This is a genomic window from Streptomyces sp. Tu 2975 (assembly GCF_009832925.1).
In the GTDB taxonomy this organism is placed as follows: Bacteria; Actinomycetota; Actinomycetes; order Streptomycetales; family Streptomycetaceae; genus Streptomyces.
On sequence record NZ_CP047140.1, the window covers coordinates 4,992,337 to 5,012,073 of the forward strand.

The 19,737-nt window shown below is 68.6% G+C and carries 21 protein-coding genes, 1 tRNA gene, 2 pseudogenes and 1 riboswitch; of the genes and pseudogenes, 15 read left to right on the forward strand and 9 right to left on the reverse strand.

The features are described 5' to 3' along the window. The first annotated feature begins 270 nt into the window (after positions 1 to 270). From GLX30_RS22110 to GLX30_RS22130, 6 genes are all read left to right on the forward strand, one after another. Entirely contained in the window at positions 271 to 1,722 is a 1,452-nt protein-coding gene (locus GLX30_RS22110) for an amino acid permease (RefSeq protein ID WP_159691641.1), read from the forward strand. 80 nt (positions 1,723 to 1,802) lie between these two features. Then, positions 1,803 to 2,225, forward strand: coding sequence for a M67 family metallopeptidase (locus tag GLX30_RS22115; protein ID WP_005317009.1), 423 nt, complete (start codon positions 1,803 to 1,805; stop codon positions 2,223 to 2,225). A 167-nt stretch (positions 2,226 to 2,392) separates the two neighbouring features. Next, positions 2,393 to 2,524 carry a putative leader peptide gene (locus GLX30_RS35920; protein WP_268247309.1) on the forward strand — a complete coding sequence of 44 codons (132 nt, stop codon included), beginning with the start codon at positions 2,393 to 2,395 and terminating at the stop codon, positions 2,522 to 2,524. Between the two features lie 87 nt (positions 2,525 to 2,611). Further along, complete coding sequence (locus GLX30_RS22120; RefSeq protein ID WP_159691643.1) at positions 2,612 to 2,890, forward strand: MoaD/ThiS family protein; 279 nt, start codon at positions 2,612 to 2,614, stop codon at positions 2,888 to 2,890. 6 nt (positions 2,891 to 2,896) lie between these two features. Further along, complete coding sequence (locus GLX30_RS22125; protein WP_159691645.1) at positions 2,897 to 3,847, forward strand: cysteine synthase; 951 nt, start codon at positions 2,897 to 2,899, stop codon at positions 3,845 to 3,847. 229 nt (positions 3,848 to 4,076) lie between these two features. Beyond that, positions 4,077 to 4,829 carry an MBL fold metallo-hydrolase gene (locus tag GLX30_RS22130; protein WP_159691647.1) on the forward strand — a complete coding sequence of 251 codons (753 nt, stop codon included), beginning with the start codon at positions 4,077 to 4,079 and terminating at the stop codon, positions 4,827 to 4,829. Between the two features lie 91 nt (positions 4,830 to 4,920). Here GLX30_RS22130 and GLX30_RS22135 read toward each other — a convergent pair. Next, positions 4,921 to 6,188, reverse strand: a pseudogene (locus tag GLX30_RS22135) (PTS transporter subunit EIIC). 251 nt (positions 6,189 to 6,439) lie between these two features. After that, the gene (locus tag GLX30_RS22140) at positions 6,440 to 7,699 is read right to left on the reverse strand and encodes a PTS transporter subunit EIIC (protein WP_159691649.1); all 1,260 of its coding nucleotides are present in this window, start codon (positions 7,697 to 7,699) and stop codon (positions 6,440 to 6,442) included. Positions 7,700 to 7,882: 183 nt separating this feature from the next. Here GLX30_RS22140 and GLX30_RS22145 point away from each other — a divergent pair, with 183 nt between their 5' ends. The 4 genes from GLX30_RS22145 to rdgB all read left to right on the forward strand — a co-directional run bounded on the left by GLX30_RS22145 (position 7,883) and on the right by rdgB (position 10,138). Beyond that, the gene (locus tag GLX30_RS22145; protein WP_268247311.1) at positions 7,883 to 8,170 is read left to right on the forward strand and encodes a PTS glucose/sucrose transporter subunit IIB; all 288 of its coding nucleotides are present in this window, start codon (positions 7,883 to 7,885) and stop codon (positions 8,168 to 8,170) included. An 83-nt stretch (positions 8,171 to 8,253) separates the two neighbouring features. Further along, a complete protein-coding gene (gene rph, locus GLX30_RS22150) occupies positions 8,254 to 8,988 on the forward strand; it encodes a ribonuclease PH (RefSeq protein WP_159691651.1) in 735 nt (244 codons plus the stop codon). 144 nt (positions 8,989 to 9,132) lie between these two features. After that, on the forward strand, positions 9,133 to 9,519 hold the full coding sequence (locus GLX30_RS22155; RefSeq protein ID WP_159691653.1) for a hypothetical protein: 387 nt from the start codon (positions 9,133 to 9,135) through the stop codon (positions 9,517 to 9,519). 16 nt (positions 9,520 to 9,535) lie between these two features. Continuing rightward, positions 9,536 to 10,138 carry an RdgB/HAM1 family non-canonical purine NTP pyrophosphatase gene (gene rdgB, locus GLX30_RS22160; RefSeq protein ID WP_159691655.1) on the forward strand — a complete coding sequence of 201 codons (603 nt, stop codon included), beginning with the start codon at positions 9,536 to 9,538 and terminating at the stop codon, positions 10,136 to 10,138. A 51-nt stretch (positions 10,139 to 10,189) separates the two neighbouring features. On the opposite strand, the gene GLX30_RS22165 is transcribed toward rdgB, so the two are convergent. From GLX30_RS22165 to bcp, 5 genes are all read right to left on the reverse strand, one after another. Beyond that, a tRNA-Leu gene (locus GLX30_RS22165) sits at positions 10,190 to 10,265 on the reverse strand. 26 nt (positions 10,266 to 10,291) lie between these two features. Further along, a complete protein-coding gene (locus GLX30_RS22170; RefSeq protein ID WP_159691657.1) occupies positions 10,292 to 11,125 on the reverse strand; it encodes an HNH endonuclease in 834 nt (277 codons plus the stop codon). After that, complete coding sequence (locus GLX30_RS22175; RefSeq protein WP_347879806.1) at positions 11,122 to 11,622, reverse strand: HNH endonuclease; 501 nt, start codon at positions 11,620 to 11,622, stop codon at positions 11,122 to 11,124. The genes GLX30_RS22170 and GLX30_RS22175 overlap by 4 nt, the downstream gene beginning before the upstream one ends. Before the next feature lie 254 nt (positions 11,623 to 11,876). Continuing rightward, positions 11,877 to 13,373, reverse strand: coding sequence for a glycine betaine/L-proline transporter ProP (gene proP / locus GLX30_RS22180; protein WP_159691661.1), 1,497 nt, complete (start codon positions 13,371 to 13,373; stop codon positions 11,877 to 11,879). Between the two features lie 147 nt (positions 13,374 to 13,520). After that, positions 13,521 to 13,988, reverse strand: a complete 468-nt coding sequence (gene bcp, locus GLX30_RS22185; RefSeq protein WP_159691663.1) for a thioredoxin-dependent thiol peroxidase — start codon at positions 13,986 to 13,988, stop codon at positions 13,521 to 13,523. 126 nt (positions 13,989 to 14,114) lie between these two features. Between bcp and GLX30_RS22190 the strand changes: the two genes are divergently transcribed. The 3 genes from GLX30_RS22190 (at position 14,115) to GLX30_RS22200 (ending at position 15,346) form a co-directional block, all read left to right on the forward strand. Then, positions 14,115 to 14,435: a DUF3618 domain-containing protein gene (locus tag GLX30_RS22190; protein WP_159691665.1), complete on the forward strand. Its 321-nt coding sequence runs from the start codon at positions 14,115 to 14,117 to the stop codon at positions 14,433 to 14,435. A 43-nt stretch (positions 14,436 to 14,478) separates the two neighbouring features. After that, positions 14,479 to 14,835: a co-chaperone GroES gene (locus GLX30_RS22195; protein WP_005317038.1), complete on the forward strand. Its 357-nt coding sequence runs from the start codon at positions 14,479 to 14,481 to the stop codon at positions 14,833 to 14,835. 79 nt (positions 14,836 to 14,914) lie between these two features. Then, positions 14,915 to 14,984, forward strand: a riboswitch (guanidine-III (ykkC-III) riboswitch). Positions 14,985 to 15,025: 41 nt separating this feature from the next. Then, positions 15,026 to 15,346, forward strand: a complete 321-nt coding sequence (locus GLX30_RS22200; protein ID WP_159691667.1) for a multidrug efflux SMR transporter — start codon at positions 15,026 to 15,028, stop codon at positions 15,344 to 15,346. Between the two features lie 55 nt (positions 15,347 to 15,401). Here GLX30_RS22200 and GLX30_RS22205 read toward each other — a convergent pair. Together GLX30_RS22205 and GLX30_RS22210 are read right to left on the reverse strand one after the other, a co-directional pair. After that, positions 15,402 to 17,647 (reverse strand): annotated as a pseudogene (locus tag GLX30_RS22205) (transglycosylase domain-containing protein); the annotation flags it as partial. 23 nt (positions 17,648 to 17,670) lie between these two features. Then, on the reverse strand, positions 17,671 to 17,991 hold the full coding sequence (locus GLX30_RS22210) for a hypothetical protein (RefSeq protein WP_159691669.1): 321 nt from the start codon (positions 17,989 to 17,991) through the stop codon (positions 17,671 to 17,673). Between the two features lie 142 nt (positions 17,992 to 18,133). On the opposite strand from GLX30_RS22210, the gene GLX30_RS22215 reads away from it, so the two are divergent. Together GLX30_RS22215 and GLX30_RS22220 are read left to right on the forward strand one after the other, a co-directional pair. After that, positions 18,134 to 18,934: an ABC-2 family transporter protein gene (locus GLX30_RS22215; protein ID WP_159691671.1), complete on the forward strand. Its 801-nt coding sequence runs from the start codon at positions 18,134 to 18,136 to the stop codon at positions 18,932 to 18,934. Beyond that, positions 18,927 to 19,730 carry an ABC transporter permease gene (locus GLX30_RS22220; RefSeq protein ID WP_244258249.1) on the forward strand — a complete coding sequence of 268 codons (804 nt, stop codon included), beginning with the start codon at positions 18,927 to 18,929 and terminating at the stop codon, positions 19,728 to 19,730. Before GLX30_RS22215 ends, GLX30_RS22220 begins: the two co-directional genes overlap by 8 nt. Positions 19,731 to 19,737: the final 7 nt, after the last annotated feature.

Here is a 19,737-nt window from a genome sequence, read left to right on the forward strand (position 1 = left end):
CGATCCCGTCAATGGATCGTCACCGTTCCTCATGCGGCGCGTTGTTTGTCCGTATTTCCTTGTGGCCTGCGCCACTCTCCAGCCGGTGGATCACTGTTGCCGTCGTGATAGATCTTCACGACCGCCCGGGGGACGCCACCCCTGTCTCCCGAGTGCGCCCCGTCCGGCCGACCGCCGGAGGCACTCCATCCATATCCGGGGGGATCAGGACCTGATCCGCAGCCGCTCGACGCAGCGGGAGCGGATCGGCATGGAGAAAGGCGCATCACCATGACCTCGGTGCAGGTCGACAATCACACCGGCGACGAGGCCGGGGGCAACACCTCGCAAGAAGGCTACGAGCGTGGACTCGGCAGCCGGCAGGTCCAGATGATCGCCATCGGCGGTGCCATCGGCGTGGGCCTGTTCATGGGGGCCGGCGCGAACATCGCCAAGGCCGGACCCAGCATCATCCTGATGTACGCCCTCGCGGGCGTCGTCATCTTCTTCATCATGCGAGCTCTCGGCGAGCTGCTCCTCTACCGGCCCGTCTCCGGCTCCTTCGCCGAGTACGCCCGGGAGTTCCTCGGTCCGTTCTTCGGCTATGTCACCGGCTGGACGTACTGGCTGATGTGGATCGTCACCGGCATGGCCGAGCTCACCGCGGCCGCCATCTACATCCACTTCTGGTTCCCCGAGATCCCGCAATGGGTCAGCGCACTGGTCTTCCTGGTGGTGCTCTTCGGCGTCAACCTGATCTCGGTGAAGATCTTCGGCGAGATCGAGTTCTGGTTCTCGATGATCAAGGTCACCGCGATCATCGGCATGATCGTGATCGGTCTCGGTGTCCTCACCCTCGGCTTCTCCGACGCCGGTGACACCGCCTCCGTCTCCAACCTCTGGTCCTACGACGGAATCTTCCCCAACGGCATCGGCTCCAGCCTGATGACCCTGCAGGGCGTCATGTTCGCCTACCTCGCCGTCGAGCTCGTCGGTGTGACGGCGGGAGAGTCGGAGGACCCGGAGAAGACCCTCCCCAAGGCGATCAACACGCTGCCCTGGCGCATCATCATCTTCTACGTCGGCGCCCTGGTCGTGATCCTCTCCGTGGTCAAGTGGACCGAGTTCTCCGCGGGCGAGAGCCCCTTCGTGCATGCCTTCGAGAAGATCGGCATCCCGCTCGCCGCGGGCATCGTCAACTTCGTGGTGCTCACCGCGGCCCTGTCGTCCTGCAACTCCGGCATGTACTCCACCGGCCGGATGCTGCGCGACCTCGCCTCCAACGGCGAGGCCCCCAAGGCGCTCGGCAAGCTCAACCGCCGCCGCACGCCGGCGCTCGGCATCGCGGTGTCCGTCACCCTCATGGGCATCGGTGTGGTCCTCAACTACATCGTCCCGGAGAAGGCCTTCGGATACGTGGTGTCCGTCGCCACCGCGGCCGGCATCTGGACCTGGATGATGATCCTCGTCAGCCACATCCGCTACCGCTCTGCGGTGGACGCCGGGCGGCTGCGCGCCTCGTCCTTCCCGGCTCCGGGCGGCGCCCTCTTCAGCTGGGTCGCCCTGCTCTTCCTCATCGGCGTGACCGGCATGGTCGCCTTCGACGAGGCGGGCCGGATCTCCCTCTATGTCGCCGCCGTCTGGGCCCTGGGCCTCGCCGTCGGCTGGCAGGTGCTGAGGCGGAACAACCCGCAGATCACCGAGCGGGCGGCGCAGCGGGAGTACGCGGCGAAGTCCGACTGACGACGGCGCTGTCCACCGCTCGTCTCACCTGATGGCCTCCGGATCTCGGATCCGGAGGCCGTCTGCCTATCCTGTGGCCCATGCTGACCATCACCCAGGCCCTCTTCGACCAGATCGTCGCCCACGCCCGCGAGGACCACCCGGACGAGGCCTGCGGCGTCGTCGCCGGACCGGAGGGCTCCGGCCGTCCCGAGCGCTTCATCCCGATGCTGAACGCGGCCCGTTCGCCCACGTTCTACGAGTTCGACTCGGGTGACCTGCTCAAGCTCTACCGCGAGCTGGACGACCGGGACGAGGAGCCCGTGATCATCTATCACTCGCACACCGCGACAGAGGCGTACCCCTCCCGCACCGACGTCAGCTACGCAAACGAGCCCGGCGCCCACTACGTCCTGGTCTCCACGGCGGACACCGACGACGCGGGGCCCTTCCAGTTCCGCTCGTTCCGCATCGTGGACGGTGAGATCACCGAAGAGGACGTGAAGGTCGTGGAGGCTTACTGAGCCTCCGCCGCGGGCGCCCGACGAGCAGGTCCCGCCGCGCCGCGCACACCCGGCGCAGAGCGGGAGGAACCCCCTCCGGGCGCCCCAAGTCCGAATTCTGAGCGCATAACGTCCACCATGCGAGATCACACTCCGAGGGGCGGACCGGGAATCGATACGATGAGCGCATGGTTCCCCCTGACGTGAGCGACAAGACGCCGAGCACTCTGCTGCTCGTGGCGCGGCTGCACGTCGACCTGTGCCGCCTCGCCAGCGCGATGTGTACGGCCGCGCCCTGTCGTTCCCACGGCACAGCCTGACGGAACAGCGCACTCCAGCCACACCCCCTCGCGCGGGGGCCACAGCCGCGCGCCCCTACGCCACCTTCCACAACAGGAGCCCACGTCATGGCCATCGAGGTCCGCATCCCGACCATCCTCCGCACCTACACCGGCGGCGCCAAGGCCGTCGAGGCCAACGGGGACACCCTCGCCGAGCTCTTCGCCGACCTCGAGTCCCGCCACAACGGCATCCAGGAGCGCATCGTCGAGGGCGACCAGCTGCGCCGTTTCGTGAACGTCTACCTGAACGACGAGGACGTCCGCTTCCTCGACGGCATCTCCACCAAGCTCGCCGACGGCGACAGCGTCACGATCCTGCCGGCCGTCGCCGGCGGCATGGTCTGATCGCTGATGCGATACGACTCCCCGCTCGCGGCCGTAGGCAACACGCCGCTGGTCCGGCTCCCGCGGCTGTCGCCCTCCGACGACGTCCGCATCTGGGCCAAGCTCGAGGACCGCAACCCCACCGGCTCGATCAAGGACCGCCCCGCGCTCCACATGGTCGAACAGGCGGAGAAGGACGGCCGCCTCACCCCGGGCTGCACCATCCTCGAACCCACCAGCGGCAACACCGGCATCTCGCTGGCGATGGCGGCCAAGCTCAAGGGCTACAGCATCGTCTGCGTGATGCCCGAGAACACCTCGCAGGAACGGCGTGACCTGCTGAAGATGTGGGGCGCCGAGATCATCCCGTCGCCCGCGGCCGGCGGCTCCAACACCGCCGTACGCGTCGCCAAGGAGCTCGCCGAGCAGAACCCGTCCTGGGTGATGCTCTACCAGTACGGAAACCCGGACAACGCCGGCGCCCACTACGCCACCACCGGCCCGGAGATCCTCACCGACCTGCCGTCGGTCACCCACTTCGTCGCGGGACTCGGGACCACCGGCACCCTCATGGGCGTCGGGCGCTACCTGCGCGAGAACAAGCCCGACGTGAAGATCGTGGCCGCGGAACCGCGGTACGACGACCTCGTGTACGGCCTGCGCAACCTCGACGAGGGCTTCGTCCCCGAGCTGTACGACGCGTCCGTGCTGACCACCCGCTTCTCGGTCGGCTCGGCGGACGCGGTCACCCGCACCCGTGAACTCCTCCAGCAGGAGGGCATCTTCGCGGGCGTCTCCACGGGCGCGGCGCTGCACGCCGCGATCGGCGTCGGGAAGAAGGCCGTCAAGGCCGGAGAGTCCGCCGACATCGTGTTCGTGGTGGCCGACGGCGGCTGGAAGTACCTGTCGACGGGCGTCTACACCGCGGAGACGACGGAAGCGGCGATCGAGACCCTGCAGGGCCAGCTCTGGGCCTGACCCCGGCCGTGGTCGGCCCGCGGCGCGGAGGGCCGGACACCCGAAGACCGTGAGCGGTCACAACTTCATACGAACCAGGCGATGTCACCCCTCGTTCCCGACCCGGGACGGGGGGTGACGTTACCCACAACACGGGGCGGCTGAGGAGCGACCGGCCGTTTCGCGCCTTACGCTCGACGCACCGCACGACCTTCCCCCAGCCCTCCCCGTCCACGGAGGTTCCAGCTCCATGAAGCTCACCGTCGTCGGCTGCTCCGGGTCGTTCCCGTCCGCGGAATCGGCCTGCTCGAGCTACCTCGTAGAGGCCGACGGCTTCCGGCTGCTCCTCGACATGGGCAACGGCGCCCTCGGAGAGTTGCAGCGCCACTGTGGTCTCTACGATCTCGACGCCATCTTCCTCAGCCACCTTCACGCGGACCACTGCATCGACATGTGCGGTTACTTCGTGGCCCGCTACTACCGCCACGACGGCGGCCGCTGCGACCCCATCCCGGTCCACGGCCCCGAGGGCACCGAACAGCGTCTGACCACGGCCTACGCCGACACGCCGTCCGCCTCCTCCATGAGCGAGGTGTTCGACTTCCACACCCTGAAGCCGGGGCACTTCGAGATCGGGCCCTTCTCCGTCTTCACGGAGAGGCTGGCGCATCCCGTCGAGGCGTACGGCATCCGGCTGGAGCACGGCGGTAGGACGCTGACGTACTCGGGAGACACCGGTGTGTGCGACGCGCTCGACGACCTCGCCGCAGGCGCGGACCTCTTCCTGTGCGAGGCGTCCTTCACGCACGGCAAGGAGGACATCCCGGACCTCCACCTCAACGGCAGAGAGGCCGGGGCCTACGCCCGGCGCGCGAACGCCGGCCGGCTGGTCCTGACCCACATCCCGCCGTGGACGGACCCCGGGCAGACGCTGCGCGACGCCCGGGCCGTGTACGACGGCCCGACGGAGGTCGCGCGGCCCGGCGCGGTCTACGAGATCTGACGCCCGGGCGGCCCACCGGCCGCATGAGCACCGGCAAAGGCCCCTGCCCTCCCGACGGAGGACAGGGGCCTTTGCCGTGGTGACGCGAGGCCTACTTCGCCTCGGCCTTCTGCAGTTCGGCGAGCTCCTCGTCGGACTCGCGGCCCGGCGTGGGGAGGTTGAACCTGGTGATCGCGAAGCGGAACACCACGTAGTAGACCGCCGCGAAGCAGAGGCCGACCAGGGCCAGGCCCCACGGGTTGGACGCGATACCCAGGTTGAGCAGGAAGTCGATCGCGCCGGCGGAGAAGCCGAAGCCGTCCTTCATCCCGAGCGCCCAGGTCAGCGCCATGGACACACCGGTCAGCACGGCGTGGATCGCGTACAGCACCGGCGCGATGAACATGAAGGTGAACTCGATCGGCTCGGTCACACCGGTGACGAACGAGGTCAGCGCGAGGGAGAACATCATGCCGCCGACGACCTTGCGGCGCTCGGGGCGCGCACAGTGCACGATCGCGAGGCAGGCCGCCGGAAGGGCGAACATCATGATCGGGAAGAAGCCGGTCATGAACTGTCCGGCGGTCGGGTCGCCGGCGAGGAAGCGGGCGATGTCGCCGCTCTTGCCCTCGTACGAACCGGCCTGGAGCCACGGGAACGAGTTCAGCAGGTGGTGCATGCCGACGGGGATCAGGGCCCGGTTGGCGACACCGAAGATGCCCGCGCCGACCGCGCCGGAACCGACCAGCCACTCACCGAGGTTGTGCAGACCCGCGCCGAGCCAGGGCCAGATCAGACCGAAGACGACACCGATGACCAGACCGGCGAAGGCGGAGAGGATCGGGACCAGGCGCCGGCCGCCGAAGAAGCCCGCCCAGTCGGGCAGCTTGGTGCGGTAGAAGCGCTGGTACAGCAGGGCGACGACGATGCCCATGACCACACCGCCGAGGACACCGGCGTTGACCGGCGCCTCGTTCATGACGATCTTGCCGTCGGCGACGGCGGCGACCTTCGGCAGGTTGCTGTCCGTGAACTGGGCCAGCACGCTCTTGAAGACCAGGTAGCCGGTCACGGCCGCCAGCGCGGTCGAACCGTCGGACTTCTTCGCGAAGCCGATGGCGATACCGACGGCGAACAGCAGCGGCATGTTGTCGAGCAGAGCGCCACCACCGGCCGCCATGTAACCGGCGATCTTGGTGATGAACTCGGGAACGACTCCTTGCCGAGCATGTCCGCCTGGCCGAAGCGCACCAGGAGCGCGGCGGCGGGCAGCACGGCGACGGGCAGCATCAGGCTGCGGCCGATGCGCTGCATGACAGCCATCACGCCTGCGCCCGTCTTCTTCTTGTCCGCCTCTGGGGCGGCGCTGGCCGTGGACATCAACTTCCTCCAGTGGGCAAGGCGCCGCCAGAGGACAGAAAACGGGGGAGGGCGGCGTCTCAAAAGGGGAATGCGGCCTATGGTCTGGACCGCATGGTCTACACCATTGAGTGGTGTAGACCTGTTGTAGCACGGTGAGGGTTAGATAAGGAACCTGCGAATTTTCCGGACCGGATAACGATCCGGTCAATGCGCGCAAAAGGCCTCCGGGACCCGAGGTCCCGAAGGCCTTCCCTGCCTGGTCGACGGCTCTACTTGGTCGCCTCCCGGTCCATCTCCTCCTGGACCTCCTCCGGCTCGCGCCCAGGTGTAGGAATATTGAACAAAGTGATCGCCAGCCGGAAGACGACGTAGTAGATCACCGCGAACCCCGCGCCGATCGGCAGGATCAGCCACGGCTTCGTATCCAGGTGCCAGTTGACGACGTAGTCGATCAGACCGGCCGAGAAGCTGAAGCCCGCATGCACACCCAGCGCCCAGGTGATCGCCATCGACGCCCCCGTCAGCAGCGCGTGCAGCCCGTAGAGCAGCGGCGCCACGAACATGAACGAGAACTCGATCGGCTCCGTCACGCCCGTCACGAACGACGTCAGGCCGACCGAGAACATCAGGCCGCCCACCCGTTTGCGGTGCTCCGGCCGGGCGCAGTGGGTGATCGCCAGAGCGGCCGCCGGAAGACCGAACATCATGATCGGGAAGAAACCCGACATGAACAGACCCGCGTCGGGGTCCCCGGCGAAGAAGCGCGTCAGGTCGCCCTGCACCGCCGTGCCGTCGTCGCCCTCGTACTCGCCCGCCTGGAACCAGAAGAACGTGTTCAGGAACTGGTGCATCCCGATCGGGATCAGAAGCCGGTTCGCGACGCCGAAGATGCCCGCGCCCCACGCCCCGAGGTCGATCAGCCGCTTCGAGAAGGCCGTCAGCGCGTCACCGACCGGGTCCCACAGCAGACCGAACAGCACCCCCAGCACACAGCACACGAACGCCATGATGATCGGGACGAGCCGGCGCCCGTTGAAGAAGCCCAGCCAGTCCACCAACCGGGTGCGGTGGTAGCGCTGCCAGATGACTGCCGTCAGCAGACCGATCAGGATGCCGCCGAGCACCCCCGGGTTCTGCGGAGTGCCGTCCGGCATCGCCTCCGTCACCGTGCCGTCGACCGGGAAAGCCTTCAGGACGTTGTAGTAGACGAGGAAGCCCGCCACCGCCGCGAGCGCGGTCGAACCGTCGGCCTTCTTCGCGAAGCCGATCGCGACCCCGATGCAGAACAGCAGCGGCAGGCCCAGGCTGCCGTCGAGGATGCCGCCCCCACCCTTGATCAGGACCTCCGAGGTCCGGTCCCAGAACGGGCCGTCCAGCGAGGCGTCGAACAGGTTGCCGAGACTGACAAGCAGACCCGCCGCGGGCAGCACGGCGACCGGGAGCTGCAGGCTGCGGCCGATCTTCTGCAGCCCCTGGAAGAGTCCGTTCCACCACTTCTGCCGCGGCGCGGCCGCGCTCTCGGAGCTCATCGGCGTCCTCCCGGAACAGGGCTGGTTTGGCAGCTGTTGCAGACTGGTGTAGACCAGTCGCGATACGGTCCTGGAGCCCGGTCGCGAGACAGGGCACCGGTGATCGTCATCTTTCGATACAAGACGGTTACTCGCCCGTGAAGATGGGCCAACCGTGCGTTACCGTGACAACCCGGACCTACGGTGGGCCGAGGCGGTGGGCCGGACGCTCAACGCTCCGAACGCAGGGAGAAAGACATGGCCAGCAAGGCTGAGAAGATCGTCGCCGGGCTCGGCGGCATCGACAACATCGAGGAGATCGAAGGCTGCATCACCCGCCTCCGTACCGAGGTCGCGGACCCCAGCCTTGTCGACGAAGCCGCCCTCAAGGCCGCCGGCGCCCACGGCGTCGTCAAAATGGGCACCGCCGTCCAGGTCGTCATCGGCACCGACGCCGACCCGATCGCCGCCGACATCGAAGACATGATGTGACCTGAGCGGACACCGACGCACGAGGGGCCTGATCCGGCCGAGCGGAACAGGCCCCTCACCCATCTGCCGATAGGCTCGGCGCCATGTCTCGAATCGACGGCCGCACCCCCGAACAGCTCCGCCCCGTCACCATCGAACGCGGATGGAGCAAGCACGCCGAGGGCTCCGTCCTCATCTCCTTCGGAGACACCAAAGTCTTCTGCACCGCCTCCTTCACCGAAGGCGTCCCCCGCTGGCGCAAGGGCAGCGGCGAAGGCTGGGTCACCTCCGAGTACTCGATGCTCCCCCGCTCCACCAACACCCGCGGCGACCGCGAATCCGTACGCGGCAAGATCGGCGGCCGCACCCACGAGATCAGCCGCCTCATCGGCCGCTCCCTGCGCGCCGTCATCGACTACAAGGCACTCGGCGAGAACACCGTCGTCCTCGACTGCGACGTCCTCCAGGCCGACGGCGGCACCCGCACCGCCGCCATCACCGGCGCCTACGTGGCCCTCGCCGACGCCATCGCCTGGGCCCAGGCCAAAAAGATCGTCAAGCCCGGCCGCAAACCCCTCACCGGCACCGTCGCCGCCGTCAGCGTCGGCATCGTCGACGGCACCCCCCTCCTCGACCTCTGCTACGAGGAGGACGTCCGCGCCGAGACCGACATGAACGTGGTCTGCACCGGCGACGGCCGCTTCGTCGAGGTCCAGGGCACCGCGGAAGCCGAGCCCTTCGACCGCAAGGAGCTCAACGCCCTCCTCGACCTCGCCACCGGAGGCTGCGCCGACCTCGCCGCCCTCCAGGCCGAAGCCCTCGGGCGCAGCGCCCAGTAGCCTCCGGCGTCCGCCGCCGCAAGGGGCCCACGGGCGGAAACCGCCAGGTGAAGAAGCAACCAAGAAGCCCCCACAGGGCGTCGTAGTCGATACGGGCGCACGGGCCGAACCGTGCGCCCGTCCGTATCCGGGAGGACCGTCAGAATGTCTGCGCGCCGCCGCATCGCACTCACCATCGCCGCCGCTGCCCTCATCGTGCCCGCAGCCGCCGGCTGCAGCGCCCTCGACAAGGCACTCGACTGCGTCGAGACGGCCGACGCCATCGCCACCAGCGTCAACAAACTCCAAGAGGCCGTCTCCAGCGCCACCGAGGACCCCACCAAGGCCCGCGAGGCACTCGACGACATAGACCGCGAACTCGACAGCCTCGGCGACAAGACCGACAACGCCGACCTCACCAAAGCCGTCGAGGACCTCGGAACCGGCGTCGACAACGTCCGCAAGTCCATAGAGAACGGCGACGCCACCCCCGACGTCACCCCCGTCACCGACGCGGCCACCGAGATCGGCAAGGTCTGCACCCCCGGGTGACCCCGATAATCGGGACATGACCCGACTGATCCTCGCCACACGCAACGCCGGAAAGATCACCGAACTCAGGGCCATCCTCGCCGACGCGGGCGTCACCCACGAACTCGTCGGCGCGGACACCTACCCGGAGATCCCGGACGTCAAGGAGACCGGCGTCACCTTCGCCGAGAACGCCCTCCTCAAGGCGCACGCCCTCGCCAAGGCCACCGGCCTGCCCGCCGTCGCCGACGACTCCGGCCTCTGCGTCGACGTCCTCGGCGGCGCGCCCGGCATCTTCTCCGCGAGGTGGTCCGGCCGCCACGGCGACGATCAGGCGAACCTCGACCTGCTCCTCGCGCAACTCCTCGACATCGACACCCCCCACCGCGGCGCCCACTTCGCCTGCGCGGCAGCCCTCGCCCTCCCCGACGGCACGGAACGCGTCGTGGAAGGCCGGCTCCAGGGCACCCTCCGCCGCTCCCCGCACGGCACGAACGGCTTCGGCTACGACCCCATCCTCCAGCCGGAGGGCGAGAGCCGTACCTGCGCGGAACTGACCCCGGACGAGAAGAACGCGATCAGCCACCGGGGCAAGGCGTTCCGGGCGCTGGTGCCGGTGGTGAAGGAACTGCTGGGCTGAGCCGACGCACGACAAGGGCGTGGCACCGATTCGGTGCCACGCCCCTCACTGTGGGCCCGGTGGGACTCGAACCCACGACACACCGGACCTAAACCGGCGCCCTCTTGGCCAGCTGGGGTACGGACCCGCGGCTGACACTGTACTGCGCCACCTTCAACGCCGTGCAGGAGTGCCCCGGGAGAAGGTGCCTGTCTGGCTGTGGCACGACGGGCACAAGTACCTGAGGTTCTCGAGCCGGTTGTCCAGACGGTCGCCGTTGATGTGGTCTATCTCCAGTACCAAGGGCCGCCCCCGCCAGACATCCCCGATTCCGCACTCCACGCAGACATGGGGCACACCCAGATCGTCCAGCGACCGCCGAAGCAGCGTCGTTCGGGTGCGGTGCGATCCGGATTCCTGGCGTCGCAGAACGTCGACGGCGGCTCTTCGGTACGGAGAGGGTACGCCTCGGCAGTGAGCCTGGCCGGTGAAGTGCTCGACCGACAACCCGTGGGCTTCGATGCTCCGCCGAACCGACCTCCGCGAGGAGCCGTTGTTCGGTCTTCCCAACAGCCTGAGCACTCCCGCCAGGCTCGTGGACGCCTGTACGGCGGATGCGAGATCCTCGCGGGCGAGAGTTTCTGTGCCGTACCGCCGGCCGCTGGTGAAGTGCGAGGTGTCGATGCCGAACTGGTCGAGCTTCTTGCGTATGTGGCTGTAGGGGCTGTCGTCCGGCGCGTAACCCAGGTACTCCAGCATTTCCCGGATGCTGTGCGAACTTGCCGCGGCTTTCGAGAGCCGCTCTTTCGAGTACGAGCGGCGTTCGCGTGGGGGCAGCGGCTCATCGAGGAAATGGGAGGTGTCGATCGCGTAGGTCTCGAGCCGGTGGCGAAGGTACCGCTGCGCGATGCTGCCCATGGGGGCGCCGACCCGGCGCATGAGGTCGACCAGGCTCGTCGACGCCGCCGCGGTCCTCATCAGGAGGTCGCGGGGATACTTGGTGCTCATCCGGTGGTCGCCCTCTTCCGGCCTCGGTAAGTGTCCGTTACCGCATGGCAGTTGGGGCACAGGAGCCGTAGGTTGTCGGGTCGGTTGTCCCACCAGTCCCCGTTTCGGTGGTCCACTTCGAGGCGCAGGGGTTTGTTGTTCCATCGTGTGCCGATGCCGCACTCGGTGCAGATTTCGGGGCACCCCCTCTGCAAGAGGTTCCGGCGGAGTCGGCTGCCGGGAACTCGCCCTTCGCTTGGGTCACGCAGTGTCAGTACGTCACCGCGGGACCCTTTCGGCGCCCGCTGACGTGGAACGGAGAAGTGAGAGGTGTCGATGCCGAGAGCAGTGATCCGGCGGCTGATGTGCGCGTGGTTGCCTCCCACAGGGTTGATACCCAGGCCCAGCACGACTTCGCGGACGTTGGTCGACCGAGCCACCAGCTCACGCAACCGCTCCTCCGTGTGCCGTGCCCGCCCGGACCGCAGGTGTGAGGTGTCTATCCCGAAGGCCTCCATCCGACGGCGCAGGTAGCGCCTTGTTCCCGGCGTCGGTATCCCTCCGGATCCGCGCACGGCTTCGTCCCAGGTCGTCGAATCTCGAGCCGCTTCAGCGAGCAACTCTCGCGTGTACTTCACCGGCACCGTCCCCTCCGTCCCCGACCGCGTGTTCGCGGTCTCGTACGGAGTAACGAATTGTTTATCGGACGGTTACTGCCGATAAACGGAACAGCCCGCCCTAATTGCCGGGCGGGCCGCCCGTCGTGAAGCGGTCAGAACTTCGGATCGGGGGCCTGGGCCAGGACCATGTCCGCGGCCTCCTCCTTCGTGCTCACCGACGGGGGCGAGCCCGCCAGGGGCATCTGGGCCGTCTCCTTCATGCACGCCACCGCGATCACGCCGACGAGGGCCGCTGCCATGGCGTAGTACGCCGGCATCAGGTTGCTGCCCGTGAGGCTGATCAGTGCCGTGATCACCAGGGGGGTGGTGCCGCCGAAGAGGGAGGCGGAGAGGTTGTAGCCGACGGAGAGGGAGCCGTACCGGACGTGGGTGGGGAACAGCGCCGGCAGGGCCGCGGACATCGTGCCGAGCAGGCAGACCAGGGACAGGCCCAGCATCAGCATGCCCGCGGAGATCGCCAGGATGCTTCCCTGGCCGATCAGCAGGAACGCGGGTGCCGACAGGAAGAGGAAGCCGAGCATGCCCGCCATGAGCAGGGGTTTGCGGCCGTAGCGGTCGTTCAGGCGGCCCACCTGGTTGATGATCGCCATCAGGAAGACCATGACGCCGATCAGGATGAGCAGGCCGTGCGTCTCGCTGTAGCCGAGCTCGTCGGACAGGTACGTCGGCATGTACGACAGCAGCATGTAGTCGGTGATGTTGTACGCGCCGACGAGGGCGATGCAGAGGATCAGCGTCGGCCAGTACGTGCGGAAGATGTCGGCGAGGTCGCCGGTGGCCGTCGTCTCGACGGTGTCGGCCGCCTCCGAGGCGTGCGCGGACTCCGCTTCGAGTTTCTGGAAGGCCGGGGTCTCGTCGAGCTTCAGTCGCAGGTAGACACCGACCAGGCCCAGTGGTGCGGCGACGAGGAAGGGCAGCCGCCAGCCCCAGGCCTCCATGGTGTCGCTGCCGAGCCATGCGGTGAGGAGGGTGACCAGTCCGGCCGCGCCGACGTAGCCGGCGAGTGTGCCGAGTTCGAGGAAGCTGCCGAAGAAGCCGCGTCGTTTGTCGGGGGCGTACTCGGCGATGAAGGTGGACGCGCCGCCGTACTCGCCGCCGGTGGAGAAGCCCTGTACGAGGCGGAAGAGGATCAGGAGGGCGGGTGCCCAGAATCCGATGGTGGCGTACGAGGGGATCAGGCCGATGGCGCCCGTGCCGATCGCCATCATGATCATCGTCGCTGCGAGCACCTTCTTGCGGCCGATCTTGTCGCCCAGAGGGCCGAAGACCATGCCGCCGAGCGGGCGAACGAGGAAGGCGACGGCGAAGGTCGCGAAGGAGGAGAGCAGCTGGACCGTGTCGTTCCCGGAGGGGAAGAAGACATGGCCGATGGTGACGGCGAGGTAGCTGTAGATCCCGAAGTCGAACCACTCCATGGCGTTGCCGAGCGAGGCGGCTTTCACCGCGCGCCTTACCGCCGCTTCATCGGTGACCGTGATGTCGGTCCGCCGCAGTTTGGGGTTCCTCCGCTGTTTGATCGTGCGGAAGAGGACGGGGTGGCGTTTGATCGCTGCGGGATCGGCCGTCGGTTCCTGGCCGCTTTCCGCCATGACCTGTTTCCTTTCCTGGACTCCTCTTGCAAGAGAATCGTCTGCTCTCTCGCGCCGACCGCAAACCGAAGTCCCACGCGAACGGGACTTCGGTCACAAAGTGTGCGAGCGGTCAGGAAGGGTGCGGAAAGGGGAATGGGTCGCGGCTCAGACGCCGAGGTCCTTGATGATTTTCGCGACATGGCCGGTGGCCTTGACGTTGTACAGGGCGCGCTCGACCTTGCCCTCCTCGTCGACGACGACGGTGGAGCGGATCACGCCGGTCACCGTCTTGCCGTAGAGCTTCTTCTCGCCGAATGCGCCGTATGCCTCAAGGACCTTTTTGGAGGGGTCGCCGACGAGCGTGACCTTGAGGTCCTCCTTCTCGCGGAACTTGGCCAGCTTCTCCGGCTTGTCCGGCGACACGCCGATGACGTCGTAGCCGGCTCCGGCCAGCAGCTCGAGGTTGTCGGTGAAGTCGCAGGCCTGCTTGGTGCAGCCTGGGGTGAGCGCGGCGGGGTAGAAGTACACGATCACCTTGCGGCCCTTGTGGTCCGCGAGCGAGACCTCGTTGCCGTCGGCGTCGGGAAGGGTGAAGGCGGGGGCGGTGTCGCCGGGCTGGAGTCGCTCGCTCATGGTTCTCCTCGGTGTGCTTCGGGGCGTACGGCGTCGAGCGTAATGGGGGTGCCGTCGGGTGCGGTGGCGGGTGAGCTGACAGACTGTCGACGAAGGATTACCGGACACGACCACGGAGGCAGCGCGGTGTCGGATGCCAGGACCCCTGCGCAGATCGAGGCGGACATCGTCCGCAGGCGCGAGCGGCTCGCCGAGACGCTCGACGAGATCGGTGTGCGTGTGCACCCGAAGACGGTCATCGGTGACGCTAAGGCCAAGGTCGCCTCGACGGTGGACCGGACGGCGGGGCGTGCTTTCGTCGCGGTGAACCGGTCCGTCTCGGACGTGAAGGCGCAGTTCGTGTCCGACGACGGGTCGCCGAGGCTGGAGCGGCTGGTGCCGGTGGCGCTGGTGGCGGTCGGTCTGGTGGGTCTGCTCGCCATGTCGGCGCGCAGGCGCCGTTTGTGACCCTGTGGCCCGTGGGGGCGTCCGTGGCAGGTAGGTTCGTCGCGTGAGCGCCAAGAGCCATGAGCACAGTCCCCAGCACGATAAGCTGCCCATCCGGATGCTGCACGACCGTGTGCTGGTGAGGACCGACATCCCGGAGGGTGAGCGGCGTTCCACCGGTGGCATCGTCATCCCGGCGACCGCCGCGGTGGGCCGGCGTCTGTCCTGGGCCGAGGTGGTCGCGGTCGGGCAGAGCGTGCGGACGGTGGAGCCCGGGGACCGGGTGCTGTACGACCCGGAGGACCGGGCGGAGGTCGAGGTGCGGGGCGTTGCGTACGCGTTGATGCGGGAGCGGGATCTGCACGCGGTGGCGGCGGACCGTTTCCAGGGTTCGGAGGACTCGACGGGGCTGTATCTGTAGCGGGTGCAGCGGGCTTTCCCGGGGCGCGGCGGCAGGCAGGGCCGGTGGCGGAGGTCACCGGCCCTTTCGTCTGCCCTGGGGGCGCCTTTTGCTACGTTGGAGGGGCCCCGACGAGACGCGCCGTACCGGGTAGGAAAAGACGACGCACCCCGTTGTTGTTCGCGTTGTTCCGCGTCTCGGAGGTGCCGTCATGGCCTGGGTCCTGCTTGTCGTCGCCGGTCTGCTCGAGGTGGGCTGGTCGATCGGTATGAAGTTCACCGAGGGTTTCACCAGACTGTGGCCGAGTGTGTTCACCGGTGCGGGGATCGTCGCGAGCATGCTGCTGCTGTCGTATGCGGCGAAGTCCCTGCCGATCGGTACGGCCTACGGGGTGTGGGTCGGGATCGGTGCGGCCGGTGCGGCCGTGGTCGGCATGCTGGTGCTGGACGAGCCGGTGACCGCCGCCCGGATCTTCTTCGTGTGTCTGCTGCTGGTCGCGGTGGTCGGTCTCAAGGCGACCTCGGGGCACTGAGCCGCTGCGGGCCGGTGAGCCCCCGAGGTTGCCGGGTTCCGCCGGGCCGGCGGGGTCAGTGGGGCGGGGCGGCCGCTCCGGTGGAGCCGATCGCGGGGGTCGCCGGGGCGGGGGCGGCCGGTGCGACGGGGTTGGTGGGGCTGCCGGCGCCGTTCGGTGTGCGGGGGGTCTGCCCGGACGGTGCCGCGGGGCCGGGTGCGGTTCGTTCGCCGGCGCCGGGGCGGCTGCCCGCGTCGCCGTCTCCGTAGGGGCCGCCGTCGCGCCCGTTGCCGGCCTGCTCGCCGGGGTCGCGGGGCCGGTAGGGGTCCTCGGGGTTGCCGGACTCCGGGTTCTCGGGGTCCCGCTGTCCCGGCGGTGGCTCGTTCGAGCCGGGCGCGAGGCGCAGGTCGAAGCCCTGGACGGGGGTGCCTTCGAGGGCGGCGGCCGTGTACTGGCCCCAGATCTGGGCGGGCGCGCCGCCGCCGTTGATGCGTGACATGCCCAGCGCCCCGTACAGCGGTGTCTGGGCGCCGGTCTTCGGGTTCTGGCCCATGACGGCGACGACGGTGGCCAGTTCGGGGGTGTAGCCGGCGAACCAGGCGGCCCGGTCCTCCTCCGCGGTGCCGGTCTTGCCGGCGGCGGGGCGGCCGGCCGACTGGGCGGCGGAGCCGGTGCCGCCGTCGACGACACCGCGCAGGACGGCGGTGGTGGTGTCGGCGGCCTCGCGGCTGACGGCCTGTTCGGTGTCCGGTTCGGGGAGGGGGACTTCGGTGCCGTTCTTGGTGATGTTCTCGACGAGTGTGTAGCGGGTGTGTCTGCCGTGGTTGGCGAGGGTGGCGTACGCGCCTGCCATGTCGAGGACGCTGGCGGTGGCGGGGCCGAGGGCGATGGAGGGGGAGGGCTGAGGTCGGGGGTGGTCCGGGGGATGCCGAGGGCGATGGCGGTGTTCATGACGCGGGAGGGGCCGACGTCGACCGCCATCTGTGCGAAGACGGCGTTGACGGATTCGTCGGCGGCTCTGCGGACGGGGATGGGCCCGTAGGAGACGTCGTCCTCGTTCTCGGGGGCGTAGCGTGCGCCGCTCCAGCCCTGGACGGGGCGTTTGCTGTCGCCGACGTAGACGGTGTTGGGGTTGATGGGGTGGCCGTCCTGGGTGGTGGAGCGGTTCTCGACGGCGGCGGCGATGACGAACGGTTTGAAGGTGGAGCCGACCTGGTAGTCGCGGCGGGTGGCGTTGTTGACGAACTGTTTGGTGTAGTCGATGCCGCCGTACATGGCGACGACTCTGCCGGTGGCCGGTTCGACCGAGACGCCGCCGACGCGGACGTTGCGGTCGGCCTCGCGCTCGCTGTCGAGTTCCGAGTTCACCTGCTCGTCGACGGCGGCGGAGAGTGCGTCCTGCTTGCCGCGCTGGAGTGTGGTGGTGATCCGGTGGCCGCCGGTGGCGAGCGTCTTCTCGTCGAGGATGCCGCGTGCCGCGAGGTACTCCTTGACGGCCTGGACGATGTAGCCGCCCTGTCCGGAGAGTCCGCTGACGGGCTTCGCCCGTTCCGGCATCGGGAAGGTCAGGTTCGCCCGGTCCTCGGCGCTGAGCCACTTCTCCTTCACCATGCCGCCGAGGACGTACTTCCAACGGGACAGCGCGGCCTGCTTGTTCTCGGGGTAGGTGGCGACGTCGTAGGCGTTGGGCGCGTTGAGGAGGGAGGCGAGGTAGGCGCCCTGTGCGATGTCGAGGTCCTGGACGTCCTTGCCGTAGTAGGCGTGGGCGGCGGCCTGGATGCCGTAGGCGTTGCGGCCGAAGTAGCTGGTGTTGAGGTAGCCCTCGAGGATCTCGTTCTTGCTCTGGTTGCGGCCGAGCTTGATCGCGATGAAGAACTCCTTCACCTTGCGGGTGATGGTCTGTTCCTGGCCGAGGTAGTAGTTCTTCACGTATTGCTGGGTGATGGTGGAGCCGGACTGTTTGCCCTTGCCGGTGACGGTGTTCCAGGCGGCGCGCACCATGGCCACCGGGTCGATGGCGGGCGCGCTGTAGAAGTCGCGGTCCTCGGCGGCGAGTACGGCGTGCCGGACGGGGAGGGGGATCTTGTCGAGGGCGACGTTCTCGCGGTTGACATCGCCGTCGCGGGCGATGTGGGTGCCGTCCTCGTAGAGGTAGACGTTGGTCTGGGCGGTGGCCGCGGCGTTGGCGGGCGGGATGTCGACGAGCAGGTAGCCGGTGACGAGGCCGCCGATGACGAGCAGTGAGGTGAAGAGCAGGGCGCCGAGTGTGACGCGCCAGGTGGGGACGGCGCGCCGCCAGCCGGTGCGCTTGGGGCGGGAGGCGCGGCCCTTCTTCTTGCGGACGTTCACCGTGGCGGTCGCCGTGGCCCCGGCGTGTGCCGTGTGCGTGGAGGGGGCCGGTCCGTCGGGTTCCTCGTCGCCGTCGGGGTCCTCGCCCGCGGGGCGGCTTTGTCCGTGGCGGGTTCCTCGTCGTCGCCGCTGTCCTCGTCTGCGCGTGCCTCGTCGTCGGCGCGTGCCTCGTCCGCCTCGGGGGTTTCGTCCTCCCCGGGGGCCTCGTCCGTGTCGTCGGGGCCGTTCTCCGCGCCGGGCCGCTTGTCCGTGTCGGGCGGGTCGGCTGCCGTCGCGTCCCGGGGTGTCCGGCCCTGCTGCTGCGGCTCGTCGCTCATGGCACACATACTGCACTTTTTGGATCGATAACCCCCGTATCCGGGCGCCTCTGGCGTCGTAAATCCCCTCGCGATGGCCAGTCGCCCTGGGCTAGGGTCGTGCGCTTTGGTGCCTGGACGGACGTGTGGAGGGGGAGCGGCTGTGCGGCTTTACGTGGTCGTCGCAGCGGGAGGGTTCCGGCGCTATGCGACGTATCGGGTGGCGACGGCGGCAGGGGTGTTCACCAACACCGTTTTCGGCTTCGTCCTGGCGTACACCTATATCGCCCTGTGGGACGAACGTCCGCAGCTCGGCGGGTACGACCAGTCGGAAGCGCTCACCTATGTGTGGCTGGGACAGGCGCTGCTGATGACCTGCGCCATGATGGGCGGCGGTTTCGAGGACGAGCTGATCGAGCGGATCCGTACCGGCGACATCGCCATCGACCTCTACCGCCCCGCCGACCTTCAACTCTGGTGGCTCGCGGGCGACCTGGGGCGGGCCGCCTTCCATCTGCTCGGACGGGGCATCGTGCCGATGGTGCTCGGCGCCCTGGCGTTCGACCTGGCACTGCCCGGATCGCCGTGGACCTGGGCGGCGTTCCTGCTGTCCGTGGCGCTCGGCGTGGTGGTGAGCTTCGCGGTGCGGTTCCTGGTGTCGCTGTCGGCGTTCTGGCTGATGGACGGCGCCGGGGTGATGCAGATGTGCTGGTTGGCGGGACTCTTCTTCTCGGGGATGCTGCTGCCGCTGAGCCTGTTCCCCGGCCTGCTGGGCGAGGTCGCGCGGGCACTGCCCTGGTCGTCGCTGCTGCAGGTGCCCGCCGACGTGTTCCTCGGCAAGCACACCGGCTGGGACCTGGTCCAGGTGTACGCCTTCCAGGGCGGCTGGGCGCTCGCGCTGCTCGCGGCCGGACGGATGCTGCAGTCCGTGGCGACCCGCAGGGTGGTGGTCCAGGGTGGCTGACGCGCTCAGGGCGTACGGGCTGATCGTGGCCATGTGGGTGCGTTCGACGATGGCCTACCGCGCGTCGTTCGCGATGACGACGCTCGGGAACTTCGCGGCCACCGCGTTCGACTTCGTCGCGATCCTGCTCATGTTCTTGCACGTCGACGCGCTGGGCGGCTACTCGCTGCCCGAGATCGCGTTCCTGTACGGGACCACCAGCACCGCCTTCGGCCTCGCCGACCTGGTGATGGGCTCGATGGACCGGCTCGGGCGGCGGGTGCGCGACGGTACCCTGGACACGCTGCTGGTGCGGCCCGTGCCGGTGCTCGCGCAGGTCGCCGCGGACCGGTTCGCGCTGCGCCGGCTCGGCCGGGTGACGCAGGGCCTGATGGTGCTCGCGTACGCGCTGTGGACCCTCGACGTCGAGTGGACGGCGGCCAAGGCCGCGATGGTGCCGCTGATGCTGCTGTGCGGCGGGGCGATCTTCGCGTCGGTGTTCGTGGCGGGCGGCGCGTTCCAGTTCTTCGCGCAGGACGCGGCCGAGGTGCAGAGCTCCTTCACGTACGGCGGGAACACGCTGCTTCAGTACCCGCCGTCGATCTTCGCGAAGGACCTGGTGCGCGGGGTGACGTTCGTCGTGCCGCTGGCCTTCGTCAACTGGATGCCGTCGCTGTACGTGCTGGGCCGTGAGGACCCGCTCGGCCTGCCCGACTGGTTCGCCCTGCTGCCGCCCGTCGTCGCCGCGGGCTGCCTCGGGCTCGCCGGACTGGCCTGGCGGGTAGGACTCCGTTCGTACCGCAGTACCGGAAGCTGAGGACACA

Bases quoted from the DNA above. Each gene is read 5' to 3' on its own strand.
- GLX30_RS22110 (WP_159691641.1), top strand. From the start codon at position 271: ATGACCTCGGTGCAGGTCGACAATCACACCGGCGACGAGGCCGGGGGC.
- GLX30_RS22115 (WP_005317009.1), top strand. From the start codon at position 1,803: ATGCTGACCATCACCCAGGCCCTCTTCGACCAGATCGTCGCCCACGCC.
- GLX30_RS35920 (WP_268247309.1), top strand. From the start codon at position 2,393: ATGGTTCCCCCTGACGTGAGCGACAAGACGCCGAGCACTCTGCTGCTC.
- GLX30_RS22120 (WP_159691643.1), top strand. From the start codon at position 2,612: ATGGCCATCGAGGTCCGCATCCCGACCATCCTCCGCACCTACACCGGC.
- GLX30_RS22125 (WP_159691645.1), top strand. From the start codon at position 2,897: ATGCGATACGACTCCCCGCTCGCGGCCGTAGGCAACACGCCGCTGGTC.
- GLX30_RS22130 (WP_159691647.1), top strand. From the start codon at position 4,077: ATGAAGCTCACCGTCGTCGGCTGCTCCGGGTCGTTCCCGTCCGCGGAA.
- GLX30_RS22140 (WP_159691649.1), bottom strand. From the start codon at position 7,699: ATGAGCTCCGAGAGCGCGGCCGCGCCGCGGCAGAAGTGGTGGAACGGA.
- rph (WP_159691651.1), top strand. From the start codon at position 8,254: ATGTCTCGAATCGACGGCCGCACCCCCGAACAGCTCCGCCCCGTCACC.
- GLX30_RS22155 (WP_159691653.1), top strand. From the start codon at position 9,133: ATGTCTGCGCGCCGCCGCATCGCACTCACCATCGCCGCCGCTGCCCTC.
- rdgB (WP_159691655.1), top strand. From the start codon at position 9,536: ATGACCCGACTGATCCTCGCCACACGCAACGCCGGAAAGATCACCGAA.
- GLX30_RS22170 (WP_159691657.1), bottom strand. From the start codon at position 11,125: ATGAGCACCAAGTATCCCCGCGACCTCCTGATGAGGACCGCGGCGGCG.
- GLX30_RS22175 (WP_347879806.1), bottom strand. From the start codon at position 11,622: ATGGAGGCCTTCGGGATAGACACCTCACACCTGCGGTCCGGGCGGGCA.
- proP (WP_159691661.1), bottom strand. From the start codon at position 13,373: ATGGCGGAAAGCGGCCAGGAACCGACGGCCGATCCCGCAGCGATCAAA.
- bcp (WP_159691663.1), bottom strand. From the start codon at position 13,988: ATGAGCGAGCGACTCCAGCCCGGCGACACCGCCCCCGCCTTCACCCTT.
- GLX30_RS22200 (WP_159691667.1), top strand. From the start codon at position 15,026: ATGGCCTGGGTCCTGCTTGTCGTCGCCGGTCTGCTCGAGGTGGGCTGG.
- GLX30_RS22210 (WP_159691669.1), bottom strand. From the start codon at position 17,991: ATGAGCGACGAGCCGCAGCAGCAGGGCCGGACACCCCGGGACGCGACG.